Here is a 16,633-nt window from a genome sequence, read left to right as displayed (position 1 = left end):
TTTAATTAATATCATACAGCATGCAATTACTTAAAAAAAGAATTCTGCAAGACGGAAAGTGCTACGAAGGAGGTATCCTGAAAGTAGACGGTTTTATTAATCATCAAATGGACCCTGTCCTGATGAAATCAATCGGAGTTGAGTTTGTCCGCCGTTTTGCAGCCACAAACGTAAATAAGATTATGACGATCGAAGCCAGCGGCATCGCCCCTGCTATCATGACAGGCTACCTGATGGATTTACCTGTTGTATTTGCAAAGAAAAAGTCTCCTAAAACCATCCAGAATGCACTAAGCACTACCGTGCACTCATTCACCAAAGACCGTGATTATGAAGTCGTTATCAGTGCAGATTTTCTCACTCCGAACGACAATGTTCTTTTCGTGGATGACTTTCTCGCATATGGAAATGCCGCATTGGGCATTATTGACCTCATCAAGCAATCCGGAGCAAATCTGGTAGGAATGGGCTTCATTATTGAAAAAGCCTTCCAAAATGGCCGTAAAATGCTCGAGGAACAAGGTGTCAGAGTAGAAAGTCTGGCCATCATTGAAGACTTATCCAACTGCTGTATTAAAATCAAAGACGAGTAGATTGATTGGGGTTGAAATACTGCCCCTTATCTTTCGTCCTTTTTCCATATTGCACCGCATGCTGCGGACAAACATGATAACATGCCAGGCATGAGGTGCAATCCATTCCCCAAACAGGCCTTCCGTCCACAACTTTAACATTCTCCACCGGACAAATCTTCTCACAACGCTTGCACCCAATACAAGCATCGGTAGCATAAAAATGCTTGGAAGACATCTGAAAACGATTAAACAACGGATTTATAATCCTCGTCTTGATAAAAGGCATACTCCCTTCATGACAGAGAAACATCTCTTCCCTCTTACTTATCAAAGCATTTATTTTACTGACAGTCGAAACAGCCTCCGCTAGTTTTTTCTCTTCCAACTCTTTATTATCCACGTCAAAACCGGGAAGCAAGACATAATTATTAGGCATAGTCACCGAAAAACCAGCGTGACATTCCCAACCTTTATTCTTCAATGCCTTCGCCAGCACTTGCTGGGTAAGCCCGGTATCATCACCACAGGAACAAACAAAAAACAAATATTGTCCTTTATATCCCTTTAAAGAAAGTTGTCGAACAAAGTTCAATACAATTTCAGGAGGTCCCCACGAATAGATAGGAAATACAAAGCCGATCTTTTCATCTGCCTGCAAACTAAACTCCAATGCTCCATTCTTTAGCGCATCGGGAATAAAAACCAACTCTTCTTTTTGCTCTTTGGAAAGCTGATTTGCAATCCACTTAGAATTACCTGTACCGGAGAAATAAAATATCATAGAAAAGTATATAAAAAAGCCGCATCGACGATGTGATGAAACTCTGATAGAACAAGATTTGAGCGCTCGCCCTCTTTGTAATCCACCGGCTTAAAGCTGTCCCGAAGGATGTGGCCCGCCATTGAAGAACGAAGCTTTCTCGGTGCATCAGATTAATTTGAAGAGTTTCCCGATCCAGTCGATACGGCTAATATTTTTGTATCACAAATGTAATAAGAATCTATGAGACTAACAAGAAAAAAAAGGAATTTGTTTACCTACTAACATTTTTTTCACTCCCTTTTATCCGCCTAACAAAAGAAAAGTGTCAGTTACTGGCTTAGTAACTGACACTTTGTAACTCGTAAACTATTGATGCTTAAGCAGCTTTAGCCTTAGCAACTACAGCTTTGAAAGCTTCCGGGTGATTCATAGCTAAATCAGCCAAAACCTTACGGTTTATTTCAATACCGGCTTTGTGCAGACCGCCCATCAATTTAGAATAAGACATTCCTTCAAGACGTGCAGCAGCGTTGATACGTTGTATCCAAAGAGCGCGGAAGTTTCTTTTCTTATTTCTACGGTCACGGAACGCGTAAGTCAAACCCTTTTCCCAAGTGTTTTTAGCTACGGTCCATACATTCTTTCTTGCACCAAAGTAACCTCTGGTCAATTTCAAAATTTTCTTTCTTCTTGCTTTTGAAGCAACATGATTTACTGATCTTGGCATAGTTTTACTTTTTTTGAATGTTAGCGCCGCTACTTCACGCAGCGAACTTCAGGCTAATGCATTCGGTTAATACTTTAATAATACTTTTACGCTTTTGATTACTTCATTGCTAAGAGTTCCTTAACCTGGCTTACATTTGTTGTATCAACAGTTGTAGAGTAGCACAGATTTCTTTTTCTCTTCTTGGATTTCTTAGTCAAAATGTGACTGTGAAAAGCGTGCTTTCTTTTGATTTTACCTGTTCCGGTAAGGGTAAACCTTTTTTAGAACCGGAGTTAGTCTTCATCTTTGGCATCTTACTTGTTTTTAAATTATTAAATATATAATGGCAACGCACTATACCTGCGCGTTACGCATCCTTTTCTTATTCTTCGCTCGTTTCCGGCTTCTCTGCTTTTTGTGCAGGAGCAGCAGGTTTCGGTGCTCCGGCTGTTGCAGGCTTTTTAGGAGCTTCTTTCTTCTTCGGAGAAAGCTGTATAGTCATACGCTTACCTTCCAGTATCGGCATCTGATCTACTTTAGCATAGTCTTCCAAATCATTCGCAAAACGAAGCAACAATACTTCACCTTGTTCCTTAAAAAGGATAGAACGACCTTTAAAGAATACATAAGCCTTCACCTTATCACCGTCTTCCAAGAATCCTTTAGCATGCTTCAACTTAAAGTTGTAATCATGGTCATCTGTCTGGGGACCAAAACGAATCTCCTTCACATTAACCTTCACCTGCTTCGCTTTCTGTTCCTTCTGACGTTTCTTTAATTGATAAAGAAATTTAGAATAATCAATAATACGACAAACAGGGGGTTGAGCATTAGGAGAAATTTCCACTAAATCCAATTCTTTTTCTTCAGCCATTTTCAGAGCCTGAAAGATTGGATATACTTTCGGTTCAATATCATCGCTTACTATGCGAACTTCCTTGGCACGAATCTGTTCATTGATTCTGTATTGCCCTTTTAGAGTGTCATTCTTCATTAAAAACGTTTACTTCCTGGTTTGATCTTTTTATTGTTATACTAAATATTTTATTCTGAAACGGCTGCAAAGTTACCATTTATTTATCATATTCTGAACTTCTTCGTTCAAAATTTTAGCAAATTCTTCAAATTTCATGGTTCCTTTGTCACCTTCGCCTTGTCTACGAACAGAAACTTCACCATTTTCAGCTTCTTTTTCACCGACAATCAGCATATAAGGAATGCGTTTCATTTCATTATCACGAATCTTACGACCGATCTTCTCGTTACGATCATCTACAATCGCACGGATTTCGTGTATTTTCAGATACCTCTTCACCTGCTCTGCATATTCATTGAACTTCTCACTGATCGGCAGAATAACTACCTGTTCCGGTGTCAGCCACAATGGGAATCTACCGGCAGTGTGCTCAATCAATACGGCAACAAAACGTTCCATTGATCCGAACGGAGCGCGGTGAATCATCACCGGACGGTGCTTCTGATTATCAGAGCCCATATACTCAAGTTCAAAGCGTTCCGGCAAGTTGTAGTCAACCTGAATTGTACCCAGCTGCCAACGACGACCAATAGCGTCTTTCACCATAAAGTCGAGCTTAGGACCATAAAAAGCAGCTTCTCCATACTCAATCTTAGCAGGCAAGCCCTTCTCCGCACAAGCCTCGATAATAGCCTGTTCCGCTTTTTCCCAGTTATCATCGCTACCAATATACTTTTCACGGTTCACCTTATCACGCAAAGATATCTGTGCTTCAAAATTCTGGAAATCCATAGAACGGAACACAATAGATATAATATCCATCACACGAAGGAACTCATCTTTCACCTGCTCCGGACGACAGAAGATATGCGCATCATCCTGCGTAAAGCTACGAACACGAGTTAAACCATGTAACTCTCCACTTTGTTCATAACGACAAACCGTACCAAATTCAGCTATACGCAACGGAAGGTCTTTATAAGAACGTGGGAAGTTCTTGTAAATCTCACAGTGGTGAGGACAGTTCATTGGTTTCAAGAAATACTCTTCCCCCTCTTCCGGAGTATGGATAGGTTGGAAGGCATCCTTGCCATATTTTGCATAGTGGCCCGAAGTCACATACAGCAACTTATTACCGATTGGCGGAGTAATCACCTCCTGATAATCGTAACGTGTCTGGATACGACGCAAGAACTCCTGCAGACGCAAACGCAATGCAGTACCTTTCGGCAACCACATAGGAAGCCCCTTACCTACAGTTTCGGAGAACATAAACAACTGCATCTCCTTACCGATCTTACGATGATCACGCTTCTTCGCCTCTTCCAACAACACCAGATACTCATCCAGCATTTTCTTCTTCGGGAACGTGATACCATAAATACGTGTCAACATCTTACGGTCTTCATGACCACGCCAGTAAGCACCAGCCACAGAAGTTAATTTAATAGCCTTGATCGGAGCAGTCGTCATCAAGTGAGGACCACGGCAAAGGTCAGTAAACGCACCCTGTGTATAAGTCGTAATGTGTCCGTCTTCCAGTTCGGAAATCAATTCACATTTATATGTTTCGCCACGATCACCAAACATTTTCAAAGCATCCGTTTTTGCGATGCTTTTTCTGACTACGTCTTCTTTCTTTGCAGCCAGTTCCAACATTTTAGCTTCAATGGCAGGAAGGTCGCTTTCTTTTATTACCGCCTCACCCGGATCCACATCATAGTAGAATCCGTTTTCAATAGCCGGTCCGATACCAAACTGGATACCCGGATAAAGTTCCTGCAAAGCTTCCGCCAACAAGTGTGCACTTGTATGCCAGAATGCATGCTTACCTTCTTCATCATCCCATTTATAAAGAACAAAATTTGCATCTTCATTAATAGGACGTCCTAAATCATAAGTCTCGCCGTTCACGCCACATGCCAGCACTTCCTGTGCCAGACGCGAGCTGATACTTTCAGCAATCTGTAAACCGTTCACTCCTTCGTTATATTCACGAACGGAGCCATCGGGAAATGTTATCTTTATCATAATATGATGATGTTATATTTTCATAATTTGAACGCAAAAGTAACTAAATCTTTTGAGTTTTCTGTTTTTTATCAAAAAAATGTTATTCCGATTGATCCGTAAAACGTTTGATAACATTATAAGCGGAAACAATCCCCAACTCACCGGCTTTACTCAAATCTGAAATACCCAGCTTATTATTTCCTAAAAAAATATGAGTCAGTCCACGGTTGAAATAAGCATCCGCAAAATCAGGATTCAGCTCAATCGCCTTATCGTAGTCGATAATTGCGGCACGGTAATCTTTCAACATAGCAGAAACATTAGCACGATTATAATATGCGTATACAAAGTCCGGAGCCAGATTAATCACCTTATCCAAGTCTTTTCTGACCACTTCATAATCTACCGCAGTAATCTCTTTACGCTTATTATCACCCGGAACAACATCTGTTTCGACAGCTTGTTCAGCCTTCTGATATTCCAACTGTTTACAACGGATCAGTGCACGCATAAAATATGCCGGGAAGAAATCACCATCCAGCAAGATCGTCTGGGTCAAATCGGAAACCGCACTCGAGAAATCCTGCACCAGATAAAAATCAATCGCACGGGCAAAACGTTTCGAAGCATTCTTATCATCTTCCACAATCGCCGATGTATGCGTATCAATCAAGGCAAAATGAACTTTCACCTGTTCTTCCGTCAACGGAGCTTCCATATTTGTGATACGAAGACGTTTCGGAAGTATACCTGTACGGTTCATGTCTTCAATATATTTGTGGAAGTTCACCGAACGCTTCACGTCACTCATCTTCTCATAATAAGTCAAAGCGAACATCGGTTCCAGCGTTATATTTACGTTCTTATCCTGCACACGACCACGATAATCACTTGTATAGCGTTGTTCGGCTTCAGAATCATCCGCAATCACTATCTTACGATAGTTATTCATATTCTTATCGGATTTCTTACGGGTCTTCTCTCCGCCTTCCTCCTCATTTTCCTTATCCTTGTTCTGCGCTACATCTTTATTCGTCACACCATTCTGCTTGTCGATCTGCGCCTTCATGACCTTAAACTCGTCCTGCTCCGCACCCTTCTTATCTCCAATCTTTCTGCGAGCTTCCGAACGCTGATAATATCCGGCCAAGAAGTTCGGATACTGATTGATAACGGTGGTGTAATCTTGTATAGCTCCGCGATAATCACCCGTTTGCGCACGAAGCAAACCACGGTTAAAGACAGCCATCATATTATCCGGTTCCATCTTGATGACAAAGTCGAAGTCTTCGATAGCCCGGTTATCATCTCCTACCTGTGCACGTAACAATCCGCGGTTATAATGACCGATAAAGTTATTCGGGTCAATATCCAATGCCAGATCATAATCGCTCATGGCCCCTCTTAAATTATTCTGATGAAAGCGTGCCAATGCACGGTTTATATAATTTCCTGCATTCTTAGCACTCAACGGAATAGCACGGTTGAAATCCGCTTCTGCTTCCGCATACTTAGCCTGCTGTAATTTAACAATCGCTCTTGCAGCCCAAGCATCCGGATCATATTTATCCAGTTCAAGCGCCTTATTGAAGTCATTCAAGGCAGCAATTGTATCTTTCTGTTGCAAAGACACTTCCCCCCTCATCAAATAAGCACGGGTATAGCGTGGAGACACCTTCAACAAGCTTTCCAAATCCTCTTTCGCAGAATTATAATCCTTCTTCTGGATATGAGATAATGTCAGGTTATGCCATAAGGTAATATTCTCCGGATCATAATGCAATGCTTTCTTATAATCCTCAATCGCCCCATCAAATTTACTCTGACGAATCCTTGCCAAACCACGAATCTGATAAGCACCTACCACAAACGGATTGCGTTGGATAGCTGCATCACAGTCCGCTTCAGCACCCTGAAAATCCTCCAGATTCAGTTTGGCCAATGCCCTGAAGAAATAAGGTTCATACAGATAAGGCTTAGCGTTAATGACCTGGTTAAAGTACTGAATAGAAAGCACATAGTCCTCAAAATAAAGAGCATTTCGGGCAATAGTCATCACCCGATCCGTATTTATTTGAGCACACACCAGCGTTGGGAACAGTAATAAAACTGTTAAGATTCTTTTTACCATTGATATTTTATGCTTGTAAACGAAGCAAAAATAATGCTTTTCGCTTACTTAACAGGGATATAAACGTTTTTTATCTTTATTTCACCTGTTTCATCTTATATGAACTGCGCGCTTTTCCCTTCAACATCGTATTCAGCTTTCCTTTAATCATCTGCTTACGAAGCGGTGAGATATGGTCGATGAACATCTTACCATCCAAATGATCGAACTCATGTTGCATCACCCGAGCCAGATAACCTTCCACCTCTTCCTCATGCTCCACAAAATTCTCGTCCATATATTTCACGCGAATTTTATTACCTCTTTTCACTGTTTCATGAATACCGGGAAGGCTTAAGCATCCCTCTTCCATATTCACTTCTTCCCCCCCAACTTCCAATATGTGGGGATTGATATAAGCCTTATTGAAGTCTTTAAATTCAGGATATTCCTCCGAAAGCGGATCCAATGTAATCGTGACCACGCGAATAGGCAAACCGATCTGTGGAGCAGCCAATCCTACGCCGTCCGCATGTACCATTGTTTCGAACATGTTCTCAATCAACTCTTTCAGATTCGGATAATCCGGTGTTATGTCCTCTGCAACCTTTCTCAATACAGGTTGACCATATACATAAATAGGTAAAATCATATTTTTATACTCTACTAAAAAATTAAGTTATTCTTATGTTCTATACTAAAAACGTTTACTCTCCAAATATGTTTGCAAAATAATAGTAGCACTTATCTCGTCCACCAATGCTTTATTTTGCCGGTCCTTTTTCTTCAAGCCGGCCTCCAGCATGGTACGGTGTGCAAGAACAGAAGTGAAGCGTTCGTCCACATATTCGACCGGAAGGTCCGGATAGCGTTTTTTCAGCGAACGAACAAAAGGCTCTATATTCTTCATATTCTCCGAAACCTCATTATTCATTTGCTTGGGCAATCCAATAATAATCCGCTCCACCGGTTCTTTAGCTATATATTCACCGATAAAGTTCAGAAGTTCATGCGTGGGCACCGTTGTCAATCCGTTTGCGATCAACTGCATTGTATCGCTCACAGCTATTCCGGTACGCTTTCTTCCATAATCTATTGCTACTATTCTGCTCATGGGGTACAAAAATACAAAAAAGACGCTTCCCATGAAAGGAAACGTCTCTTTTATTCTATTATTTCAAATGTATATTATTCTTCAACAATAGCTACACGGCTCAACTTAGCATCATCATAGAACATGTTGCCTACGCCACCCTTGTAATCAACCTTCAATTGAGAAGCAGGAACACCAAATTCATTAACCATCAGGTCACGAACAGCTTCAGCTCTCTTCTTACTCAACTTCATGTTGTATTCAGCAGAACCAGTACCCTTATCAGCATATCCTGTTACAGTAAATACTTTATCAGTTGCTTTGATACCCTTAGCCATAGCTTCGATATTCATGTATTCTCTCTTGCTGATGTTGCTCTTTCCGATATTGAATACAACAACCAGACGTGGAACGAATCCAGCTTCTTTCTTAACGATCACTTCCGGTTTCTTGTTACGAGCTTCAACCAAGTCACGTTTCAAAGATTCGTTTTCACCCTTCAGGGCGTTCACTCTGTCTCTCATGTCGTTCAACTGGCTTTCCGGAACCATTGGTACAGTAGGAACAGCATCCCAACCACGTTTCTTAAACTTGTAAGTAACACCTACAGTCAGACCGGCCAATCCTTCAGGACCTGAATTGCCGAATGCGCCTTTCATCAAAAGTCCGCGCAATTCAACGTTGAGATCCAAAGCAGAAGACAGACGGAAACGGTTGATCAAACCGGCATTGATACCCAATTCGTCATAACCCGAACCTTTTCCTGAATGAACGAATCCAGCTCCTACATAAGGAATGAATGAATACAGACGATCTTCTCTATAACCACAAATCATATTGGAAAGATTCAGCATTACATCTCCATGGAAGTTCATCACATTCCATTTTTCTTTGTAATAGCCATTAGAATACTGTCCTCCGTCTACAAGCGGACCATTAGCATCAGGAGTAGCACCTTTAGCCTGAAGACCGTTATAAGCAACACGTAATCCGATACCCGGAGTAAACCACTTACCTACAGCAATGTCAAGTGCCGGAGCAAGACGTTTTCCGAAGTCAGCTTTACCATCATTGTCGCCAAAATACATTTGTGCGCCAACGCCACCACTAATAAACCAGTTAGCACCAAAGCGATTCGTTTCCACTCTATAACTCTTTGCTGCATTTTCTTTTTTCTTGTGCAGGCAGACATACAGAGACTGCTGCCAATAAAATAAACAATAAACCCTTTTTCATCTCAATTTATTTTAGTAAATAATATATTTCAATTGTCTTACAGGATAGAAGCACAACCCAAATGCTCTACACCTGACTAAGAGACAATAAACATCATCCTTCTTTCTAAATTTAGTGCAAATATAGATATTTAATATAACACAAACAAAAAAACACGTAAATTTTCATTCATCCATAGTTTTTTATAGAACGATAAAAGTGTCATATAACACCAGGAGGCATCTGAAGGCATTTATTATAGAAGAATTAAAACAAAAAAAAATAGTCAATGATAAATTATATCACTGACTATTTCCATTCTTCAACTATATACCTTATTAATATACCAGTTTCACATTGTCAATCCATAGCGTATTTCCCGGAGAACCAATATAGGCTCCTCCATGACTGGACGTGAACTGAAGACACATATGAGTCGGAACATCATTTTCATCTCCCCAGGCCACCTCATGAATAGGCACACTTTCACCTTTGCTGTTCACCGTATAGTTTTCGGTCACTTGCAGACGCATCATATGAGACTTATATTCCGGACGGTTCGTTATGTCACCATACATAATCTCATAGGTTGCATTATTTTTCCAATCCGTAGAATGATAGTAATAAGTCACCATTGTCCCTATCCGTTTCGCATACACATTACCATTGGCATCCTCCCAGCGTTTTTGCAAAAACAGGATAGCTGCCGGATAATCTTTTCCGGGAACATCCGTAATCTTGCTGAAACCGGTAGCACGAATACGATTCTCCCGGTCAGACATCTTCACTTTGTAATCAAACTGAAGGGCAACCGGTTTCTTTGTAAACGGAATGCCGGTCTGCAACATTTTCTGCGGATTTTTAGTACCCTTAATCGGCTCATGCACCGAACCAGTGAAAATAGAACCGGCCGCCAGTACTGTGATATTAACCAATCCCATCACTTTCACACTTTCCATGCGCGTATCCAAACGTGCACAATATCCATCCCCCCGTTTCTCCGGGAATACCGAAGTATTAGTTTTCGTTATACCGGCAACCTTCGCCATTACATTTGAAGTGCCCCAAGGCGATCCGCCCATATTCTTATAAACCTGATCTCCCTTAATCACCGTCGTCGGCCCTATCGCATATACATTCTTTGTATTTCCACCAATAATGCTCGACTCCTTTATCTGACGGTCCACCCATTGATCCATGTCCCCAAAAGGAAGCATTTCAACTTTATGTTGCGCCATCAAAGACAAGGAAGAAATAAATGCAACGAAACCTGTCATCAACAGGCGATGAACGTTTTTCTGAATCATCAATACTTTCCCTTTCTTTTTCTTCTTATAAATTATAATCCCATTGTTTCAAAGCAAAATCCCAGTTCTCTTCTACTAAACGAATCGTACGGTCGTCATATTTATACTTATTCTTCTTATATCCCTTCTTTCCGCCCACATATTTTTCTATATCACTACGCGCTTCGGCAAATCCGGGGATAGAAAGAGACTGATAAATATTCTCCGTCATTCCCATCGCATCCGCTTCGAAATCTTCAAACTTCACTTCCATCAAGTTACCTTCCGGAATAAATTTCTTATCCGATTCATACTTATGATAAAGCTTGGCATAAATAGAAAGGATATTTTCCTCTAATTGTTCATTGCTGACATCCTGCAATTTCAGCGGCTGAATCGTATTTGTAAAGAAACTGCGTGTAGATTCGAATACAGTATACGGATTACGCATCAGGTAGATAAACTTAGCATTCGGGAACATTTTCACCAGTTCCTTCACCCTGCCGGTATGCGGAGGATTCTTGCTAAGGAATTGAGTACCATGGGTATTCCACAAAGAGATCTTAATCAACTTCGTAAACACCTCTTCAAACACTCTCAATTCAGCATCCGTTATATCATCAAATAAAAGATATTTATCAGCATATTCCTGTTGATATTTCGGCAAAAACCAGAAATTATAATATGTATAAGGCATCATGTTCGACAAAGCAAACTCCTCCTCTTGGGGAAGATCCACTGCCAGCTCCATATTATCCGTCGGACGCTTATCCGGCATCAGCCAACTCATATTCTTTTTGAAGAAAGGCTGTCCCCACATCATCAGATGAGGAAATACAGTCTGATAAGTAGTGTTATACCCAAAATGCTTGTCACAAGAGAACACATTATGTACAAATGTAGTTCCACTCCGCCAGTGTCCCAAAATGAACACCGGATCATGCTCCAATGGCTGATCAGCCAGCAACTTCTCGTAACGCCTGTCTTGTAATGACGCCAATGGAGAAAGCAATCGGCACACAGCCTTCGTCAATCGGTATTTACCTTTGTAGGCTGCGTCAATTTCACGACCGGCGGTGATAGCCTTGAATGTCTTCCAGTCGGCACCTACCAATGTATTAATCGGAAGTTTATTAAATTCGAGTAATCCCACTTTATTAATTAGAAATTAGAAATCAAAAATTAAAGACGACAGGATACTGTCATTTTCAGTTTTCAATTTATTGTTGAACAATCTATTTTATTAGTCGCACTGCAAGACCCTGGCGTTCCAGTTCCTTCACAGCTTTTTCTACCGCTTCGTAATGTTCCGGAGCAATTCCCAGTTTTGCCATATCCAATACCGGAATACCCTCCGTGTCACTCATATCTTTCATTTCCACACGGTCAATAATCATACCTACTGCCGAAGTATTATTAGTGATCGGGTCAATCAGGATAAATGAGCCACAAGATTTATTCTTCTTATAAGGATCAAAAAACAATTCCTTAGCCGTAGTCAGCACCACACGGGCAATCTGATTCAACTGCAAAGGCAGCGTTTCTTTAGTCAGCTGACCATTCTCCAGAGACAGATGCTCCATGGTATTCACGTCCACCTTATATTTTATCGTATCAATTCGCGTACGGCTCAAATTGGTAGTCTGCTTGATAAAGAACGACTTATTTACATCCATCGGTTCTTCATCCATCCAGACCATCATAGCATCAAAGTTACGATCCACCGTCGGCAGATTATCAGGATGCACCAACATTTCGCCGCGCGACACGTCGATCTCATCCTCCAAAGTCAAAGTCACAGACTGCGGTGGGAAAGCGTAATCCAATTCCCCGTCATAAGTCACGATACTCTTCACCTTAGACGTTTTTCCGGAAGGAAGTGCCATCACCGTATCCCCCTTGCGAACGATACCGGATGCAATTTTACCACAGAATCCTCTGAAATCCAGATTCGGACGAAGCACATACTGAACCGGGAAACGGAAATCCGTAAAATTATGGTCATTATCAATCTGAACCGTTTCAAGGAAATCGAGCAAAGAAATCCCCTTGTACCATGGAGTACGTTCAGATTTATCCACCACATTATCCCCATCCAATGCAGAAAGTGGAATGCAGTTGACGTCAGGAATACCTAATGGAGCAACAAACTTCTTATAGTCAGCCACAATCTCGTTAAAACGCTCTTCCGAGAAATCCACCAGGTCCATCTTATTGACAGCCAATACCACATGCTTGATTCCCAGCAAAGATACCAGGAAAGTGTGGCGACGAGTCTGGGTTATCACTCCGGTACGGGCATCCACCAGAATAATAGCCAAGTTAGCCGTAGATCCTCCGGTAATCATATTGCGGGTATATTGCTCGTGTCCCGGAGTATCCGCGATGATAAACTTACGGCCATTCGTTGAGAAATAGCGATAAGCAACATCAATCGTAATCCCCTGTTCACGTTCAGCCTTCAATCCATCGAGCAATAACGCATAGTCAATATGCTCACCTGCATTTCCCACCCGTTTGCTATCACGCTCCAACGCATCCAACTGATCCTCGTACAGTTTCTTACTATCAAACAACAAGCGTCCGATCAACGTTGATTTTCCATCATCTACCGAACCCGCAGTCAACAGTCTCAACAAGTCTTTCTGTTCATCCTTGTCCAGAAAAGCTTTTATATCTAATTTATTATCTGCCATTACTTCTTAAATTAAAAATTGAGAATTGAAAATTGAGAATTAAAAACTACACACTATTATTTTTTAATTTTTAATTCTCAATTCTCAATTTCCTAAAAGTATCCTTCACGTTTCTTTTGTTCCATGCTACCCTCCTGGTCAAAGTCAATCACACGGGTAGTACGTTCACTCTTCGTTGTAGTCATCATTTCCTCCACAATCTCTTCAATCGTAGCAGCTCCACTTTCCACCGCCCCTGTCAGAGGCCAGCAGCCCAATGTACGAAAACGAACCATCTTCATTTCAATCTGGTCACGGTACTTTTCAGGCAAACGGTCATCATCCGCCATAATAATATTACCATCCAAATTAATCACCGGACGCTCCTTAGCATAATATAGCGGAACGATCGGAATATTCTCCAAACGGATATACTGCCAAATATCCAACTCAGTCCAGTTGCTAATCGGGAATACACGGATACTTTCCCCCTTATGCACGCGGGCATTATAAATATCCCACAATTCAGGACGCTGATTTTTCGGGTCCCATTGGTGAAACTTATCCCGGAAAGAGAAAATACGTTCCTTCGCACGTGACTTCTCCTCGTCACGACGTGCACCACCAAATGCAGCATCAAACTTATACTTATCCAGCGCATGAAGCAAAGCCTGTGTCTTCATCAAGTCCGTATGCACCTTACTTCCATGCGTAAAAGGTCCTACCCCTGCATGAAAAGCCTCCATATTACTTTCAACGATCAGATTCCATCCATACTTCTTCGCATATTCATCACGAAACTGAATCATCTCCTTGAACTTCCATTTCGAATCGATATGCATCAACGGGAATGGCACTTTACCCGGATAAAACGCTTTTTCAGCCAAGCGTACCATCACCGAGGAATCCTTTCCGATACTGTAAAGCATCACCGGATTCTCAAATTCCGCCGCCACCTCGCGGATAATATGAATAGACTCGGCTTCGAGCTCCTTCAAGTGGCTTAATTTATATTCTTCCATATTTATTTCATTTTATACACTTCACTTTTGGCAAAACAAGCTCCAACAAACGGTTCACCGACTCCTCCAAAGTCAATTTGGAAGTATCCAGTGACAAAGCCGGATGTTCGGGAACCTCGAAAGGTGCGGAGATTCCTGTAAAATTCTGAATTTCCCCTTTCCGTGCCTTCGCATACAACCCTTTCACATCACGTTTCTCACATTCCTCCAGCGGAGTACTAACGAAAACCTCCAGAAAATCATCCTTACCAATAATGTTTGCAGCCATTTCGCGAATATCATTATTAGGGCTGATAAATGCAGCAATCGTAATGATACCGCTATCCAGAAACAACTTCGACACTTCCGCTATGCGACGGATATTTTCCACCCGGTCCGTTTCGGAGAATCCCAGGTTATTATTAATTCCACTACGGATATTATCCCCATCCAAGATACGGCAAAGCAATCCGCGCTCATGAAGTTCACGTTCCAATGCAATGGCAATCGTGCTCTTTCCGGAACCACTTAATCCGGTAAACCAGATCATCACACTGTGTTGCCCCAAAAGCTCTTCTTTGTCCTGCCGCGTCATCATGCGGTCAAATATCGGATATATATGATTCTTTTCTTCCATTTACAAATTTATTTATTAAAAGTTCCAGATCAACGGGATCAGAATAATAGAGATTAAGAAAGTGATGATATTAAGCGGCAATCCGATACGTACAAAATCCGTAAACTTATAGTTACCGATACCTTGCACAATCAAATTAGTCTGATAACCAATCGGTGTCGAGAAGCTGGCAGATGCAGCCATACAGATCACCACAAAGAAAGGTGTAGGACTGACTCCCAATTGGGCAGCAATCGACAATGCCAACGGGAAAGCCAAGGCAGCAGCTGCATTATTCGTTATCAGTTCCGTAAACAAATTCGTAATGATAAACAACATTGCGAGCAACACATGCGGGCCATAATCATCGCTCAACCCGATAATAAACTTCGCAACGCTATCCGCCACACCGGAGTTCACCATCGCCTTACTGATGGCAAAAGCACAAGCAATAGTAATCAGAATATCCCACGAAATATATTTAGTATATTTACGGGCAGGGAACAGATTCGTCCATGCCATAATAATAGTAGTAATAGACACAAAGAAAAACATATCCAGCTTGATATCCGGAAACATCTCCTTAGTTACCGGAAGCTCACCCACCGTTGCGCCGACAATCATCAGAACCAGCAACAGCAAAGCAAACCAACGCTTCTTCTTCCCGGTAGTATCCGGCTCATTCCCGTTCGTCAACAAGACAAATACAGAAGATTCCCCCCATGTCGGGATAAACGTATCATCAGCCATCACAACCAATGTATCTCCTTCGTGAAGCACCACATCCTCCAGATTCGACACAAAACGCTGTCCGTTACGTGTTTTAATCTCTTTTACCTCCGCACCGTAATGACGCTGGAAATTAAAATCCTTCAGTTTCTTATTGATACCGGGAAAACGGGCCCCCAAAACAGCCTCTACCCGATGTAACTTCTCCCCTTCCTCTACTTCCTCATCCGGCACAGCCGTATCCGGACGTGCATCCGGCAAAAGACGTTTGGAGAAAAGAAATATATAAACAATTCCGGCAATAGCGATAAAAATGCCCACCTTTCCGAGTTCGAACATCGAAAAGCCTTCAAATCCGGCCTCCAATATCATTCCATGCACCACCAGATTGGTAGAAGTACCGATCAAGGTACAGATACCTCCCAAAATAGTCACATAAGAAAGAGGAATCAGAAACTTCGTAGCCGGGAGATTCACCGACTTAGCCCAATGTTTGATAATCGGGGCAAAAATAACCACCACAGGCGTATTATTCAGAAAGGCGGAAATAAATGCCACCGAAGGTAAGATACGCAACTGTGCCTTAAATACGGTCGTCTTTCCTTGCGGAAGCAACTTTTTAATCACTTGTCCCAATGTGCCCGACTGGCGAATCCCCTCACTCACCAGAAACAGCAGAGCAACGGTAATCATCCCTTTATTACTAAACCCTTCCAGCATCTCTTTAGGAGTCAGGATGCCGGCACACAGAAACAAAACCACTACCGAAAAAAGTATCATGCCCGGACGCATCTTATCTGCTACCAAAGCCGCTACCATTCCTAATAGGGATAATAGTACAAATACAATTTCAAATGTCATATAAACATTAT

14 protein-coding genes and 2 pseudogenes are annotated in these 16,633 nt (G+C 41.7%); 1 reads left to right on the top strand and 15 read right to left on the bottom strand.

The features are described from left to right. Nucleotides 1-20 precede the first annotated feature (20 nt). A complete protein-coding gene (gene xpt, locus NXV01_RS15025) occupies nucleotides 21-593 on the top strand; it encodes a xanthine phosphoribosyltransferase (protein ID WP_008999223.1) in 573 nt (190 codons plus the stop codon). Here the strand turns inward: xpt and NXV01_RS15020 are convergent. The 15 genes and pseudogenes from NXV01_RS15020 to NXV01_RS14950 form a co-directional block, all read right to left on the bottom strand. Next, nucleotides 580-1,356, bottom strand: a complete 777-nt coding sequence (locus NXV01_RS15020) for an EFR1 family ferrodoxin (protein WP_259022780.1) — start codon at nucleotides 1,354-1,356, stop codon at nucleotides 580-582. The genes xpt and NXV01_RS15020 overlap by 14 nt on opposite strands. A gap of 358 nt (nucleotides 1,357-1,714) precedes the next feature. Further along, nucleotides 1,715-2,065 (bottom strand): 50S ribosomal protein L20, encoded by a 351-nt coding sequence (gene rplT, locus NXV01_RS15015; protein WP_004297540.1) that lies wholly within the window; start codon nucleotides 2,063-2,065, stop codon nucleotides 1,715-1,717. 98 nt (nucleotides 2,066-2,163) lie between these two features. Then, nucleotides 2,164-2,360, bottom strand: a pseudogene (rpmI, locus tag NXV01_RS15010) (50S ribosomal protein L35). Nucleotides 2,361-2,429: 69 nt separating this feature from the next. Then, complete coding sequence (gene infC, locus NXV01_RS15005) at nucleotides 2,430-3,041, bottom strand: translation initiation factor IF-3 (protein ID WP_004307244.1); 612 nt, start codon at nucleotides 3,039-3,041, stop codon at nucleotides 2,430-2,432. Between the two features lie 72 nt (nucleotides 3,042-3,113). Further along, nucleotides 3,114-5,054, bottom strand: a complete 1,941-nt coding sequence (gene thrS / locus NXV01_RS15000; RefSeq protein WP_148366345.1) for a threonine--tRNA ligase — start codon at nucleotides 5,052-5,054, stop codon at nucleotides 3,114-3,116. 82 nt (nucleotides 5,055-5,136) lie between these two features. Continuing rightward, complete coding sequence (locus tag NXV01_RS14995) at nucleotides 5,137-7,167, bottom strand: tetratricopeptide repeat protein (protein WP_148366344.1); 2,031 nt, start codon at nucleotides 7,165-7,167, stop codon at nucleotides 5,137-5,139. 76 nt (nucleotides 7,168-7,243) lie between these two features. Continuing rightward, entirely contained in the window at nucleotides 7,244-7,798 is a 555-nt protein-coding gene (gene def, locus NXV01_RS14990; RefSeq protein ID WP_074559540.1) for a peptide deformylase, read from the bottom strand. Between the two features lie 45 nt (nucleotides 7,799-7,843). After that, complete coding sequence (gene ruvX, locus NXV01_RS14985) at nucleotides 7,844-8,260, bottom strand: Holliday junction resolvase RuvX (RefSeq protein WP_004307247.1); 417 nt, start codon at nucleotides 8,258-8,260, stop codon at nucleotides 7,844-7,846. A 74-nt stretch (nucleotides 8,261-8,334) separates the two neighbouring features. Beyond that, a pseudogene (locus tag NXV01_RS14980) lies at nucleotides 8,335-9,475 on the bottom strand (OmpA family protein). Between the two features lie 317 nt (nucleotides 9,476-9,792). Next, complete coding sequence (locus tag NXV01_RS14975) at nucleotides 9,793-10,761, bottom strand: PCMD domain-containing protein (protein WP_148366342.1); 969 nt, start codon at nucleotides 10,759-10,761, stop codon at nucleotides 9,793-9,795. A 25-nt stretch (nucleotides 10,762-10,786) separates the two neighbouring features. Beyond that, complete coding sequence (locus NXV01_RS14970; protein ID WP_087318915.1) at nucleotides 10,787-11,893, bottom strand: sulfotransferase; 1,107 nt, start codon at nucleotides 11,891-11,893, stop codon at nucleotides 10,787-10,789. Between the two features lie 82 nt (nucleotides 11,894-11,975). Continuing rightward, nucleotides 11,976-13,436, bottom strand: a complete 1,461-nt coding sequence (gene cysN / locus NXV01_RS14965; RefSeq protein ID WP_195650687.1) for a sulfate adenylyltransferase subunit CysN — start codon at nucleotides 13,434-13,436, stop codon at nucleotides 11,976-11,978. Nucleotides 13,437-13,528: 92 nt separating this feature from the next. Next, on the bottom strand, nucleotides 13,529-14,437 hold the full coding sequence (cysD, locus tag NXV01_RS14960; protein ID WP_004297523.1) for a sulfate adenylyltransferase subunit CysD: 909 nt from the start codon (nucleotides 14,435-14,437) through the stop codon (nucleotides 13,529-13,531). A 7-nt stretch (nucleotides 14,438-14,444) separates the two neighbouring features. Continuing rightward, nucleotides 14,445-15,053, bottom strand: coding sequence for an adenylyl-sulfate kinase (gene cysC, locus NXV01_RS14955; RefSeq protein WP_259022779.1), 609 nt, complete (start codon nucleotides 15,051-15,053; stop codon nucleotides 14,445-14,447). A gap of 15 nt (nucleotides 15,054-15,068) precedes the next feature. Further along, nucleotides 15,069-16,622 carry an SLC13 family permease gene (locus tag NXV01_RS14950; protein WP_148366340.1) on the bottom strand — a complete coding sequence of 518 codons (1,554 nt, stop codon included), beginning with the start codon at nucleotides 16,620-16,622 and terminating at the stop codon, nucleotides 15,069-15,071. Between the last annotated feature and the right edge of the window lie 11 nt (nucleotides 16,623-16,633).

The sequence above is a fragment of the Bacteroides sp. BFG-606 genome, assembly GCF_024788145.1.
Taxonomy (GTDB): Bacteria; Bacteroidota; Bacteroidia; order Bacteroidales; family Bacteroidaceae; genus Bacteroides; species Bacteroides vicugnae.
This window is presented reverse-complemented; position numbering and strand designations above follow the sequence as displayed.

Coding starts and splice junctions, on each gene's coding strand:
- NXV01_RS15020 (WP_259022780.1), bottom strand. CDS start 1,356: ATGATATTTTATTTCTCCGGTACAGGTAATTCTAAGTGGATTGCAAAT.
- def (WP_074559540.1), bottom strand. CDS start 7,798: ATGATTTTACCTATTTATGTATATGGTCAACCTGTATTGAGAAAGGTT.
- xpt (WP_008999223.1), top strand. CDS start 21: ATGCAATTACTTAAAAAAAGAATTCTGCAAGACGGAAAGTGCTACGAA.
- infC (WP_004307244.1), bottom strand. CDS start 3,041: ATGAAGAATGACACTCTAAAAGGGCAATACAGAATCAATGAACAGATT.
- NXV01_RS14950 (WP_148366340.1), bottom strand. CDS start 16,622: ATGACATTTGAAATTGTATTTGTACTATTATCCCTATTAGGAATGGTA.
- thrS (WP_148366345.1), bottom strand. CDS start 5,054: ATGATAAAGATAACATTTCCCGATGGCTCCGTTCGTGAATATAACGAA.
- NXV01_RS14995 (WP_148366344.1), bottom strand. CDS start 7,167: ATGGTAAAAAGAATCTTAACAGTTTTATTACTGTTCCCAACGCTGGTG.
- cysD (WP_004297523.1), bottom strand. CDS start 14,437: ATGGAAGAATATAAATTAAGCCACTTGAAGGAGCTCGAAGCCGAGTCT.
- NXV01_RS14975 (WP_148366342.1), bottom strand. CDS start 10,761: ATGATTCAGAAAAACGTTCATCGCCTGTTGATGACAGGTTTCGTTGCA.
- cysC (WP_259022779.1), bottom strand. CDS start 15,053: ATGGAAGAAAAGAATCATATATATCCGATATTTGACCGCATGATGACG.
- ruvX (WP_004307247.1), bottom strand. CDS start 8,260: ATGAGCAGAATAGTAGCAATAGATTATGGAAGAAAGCGTACCGGAATA.
- rplT (WP_004297540.1), bottom strand. CDS start 2,065: ATGCCAAGATCAGTAAATCATGTTGCTTCAAAAGCAAGAAGAAAGAAA.
- cysN (WP_195650687.1), bottom strand. CDS start 13,436: ATGGCAGATAATAAATTAGATATAAAAGCTTTTCTGGACAAGGATGAA.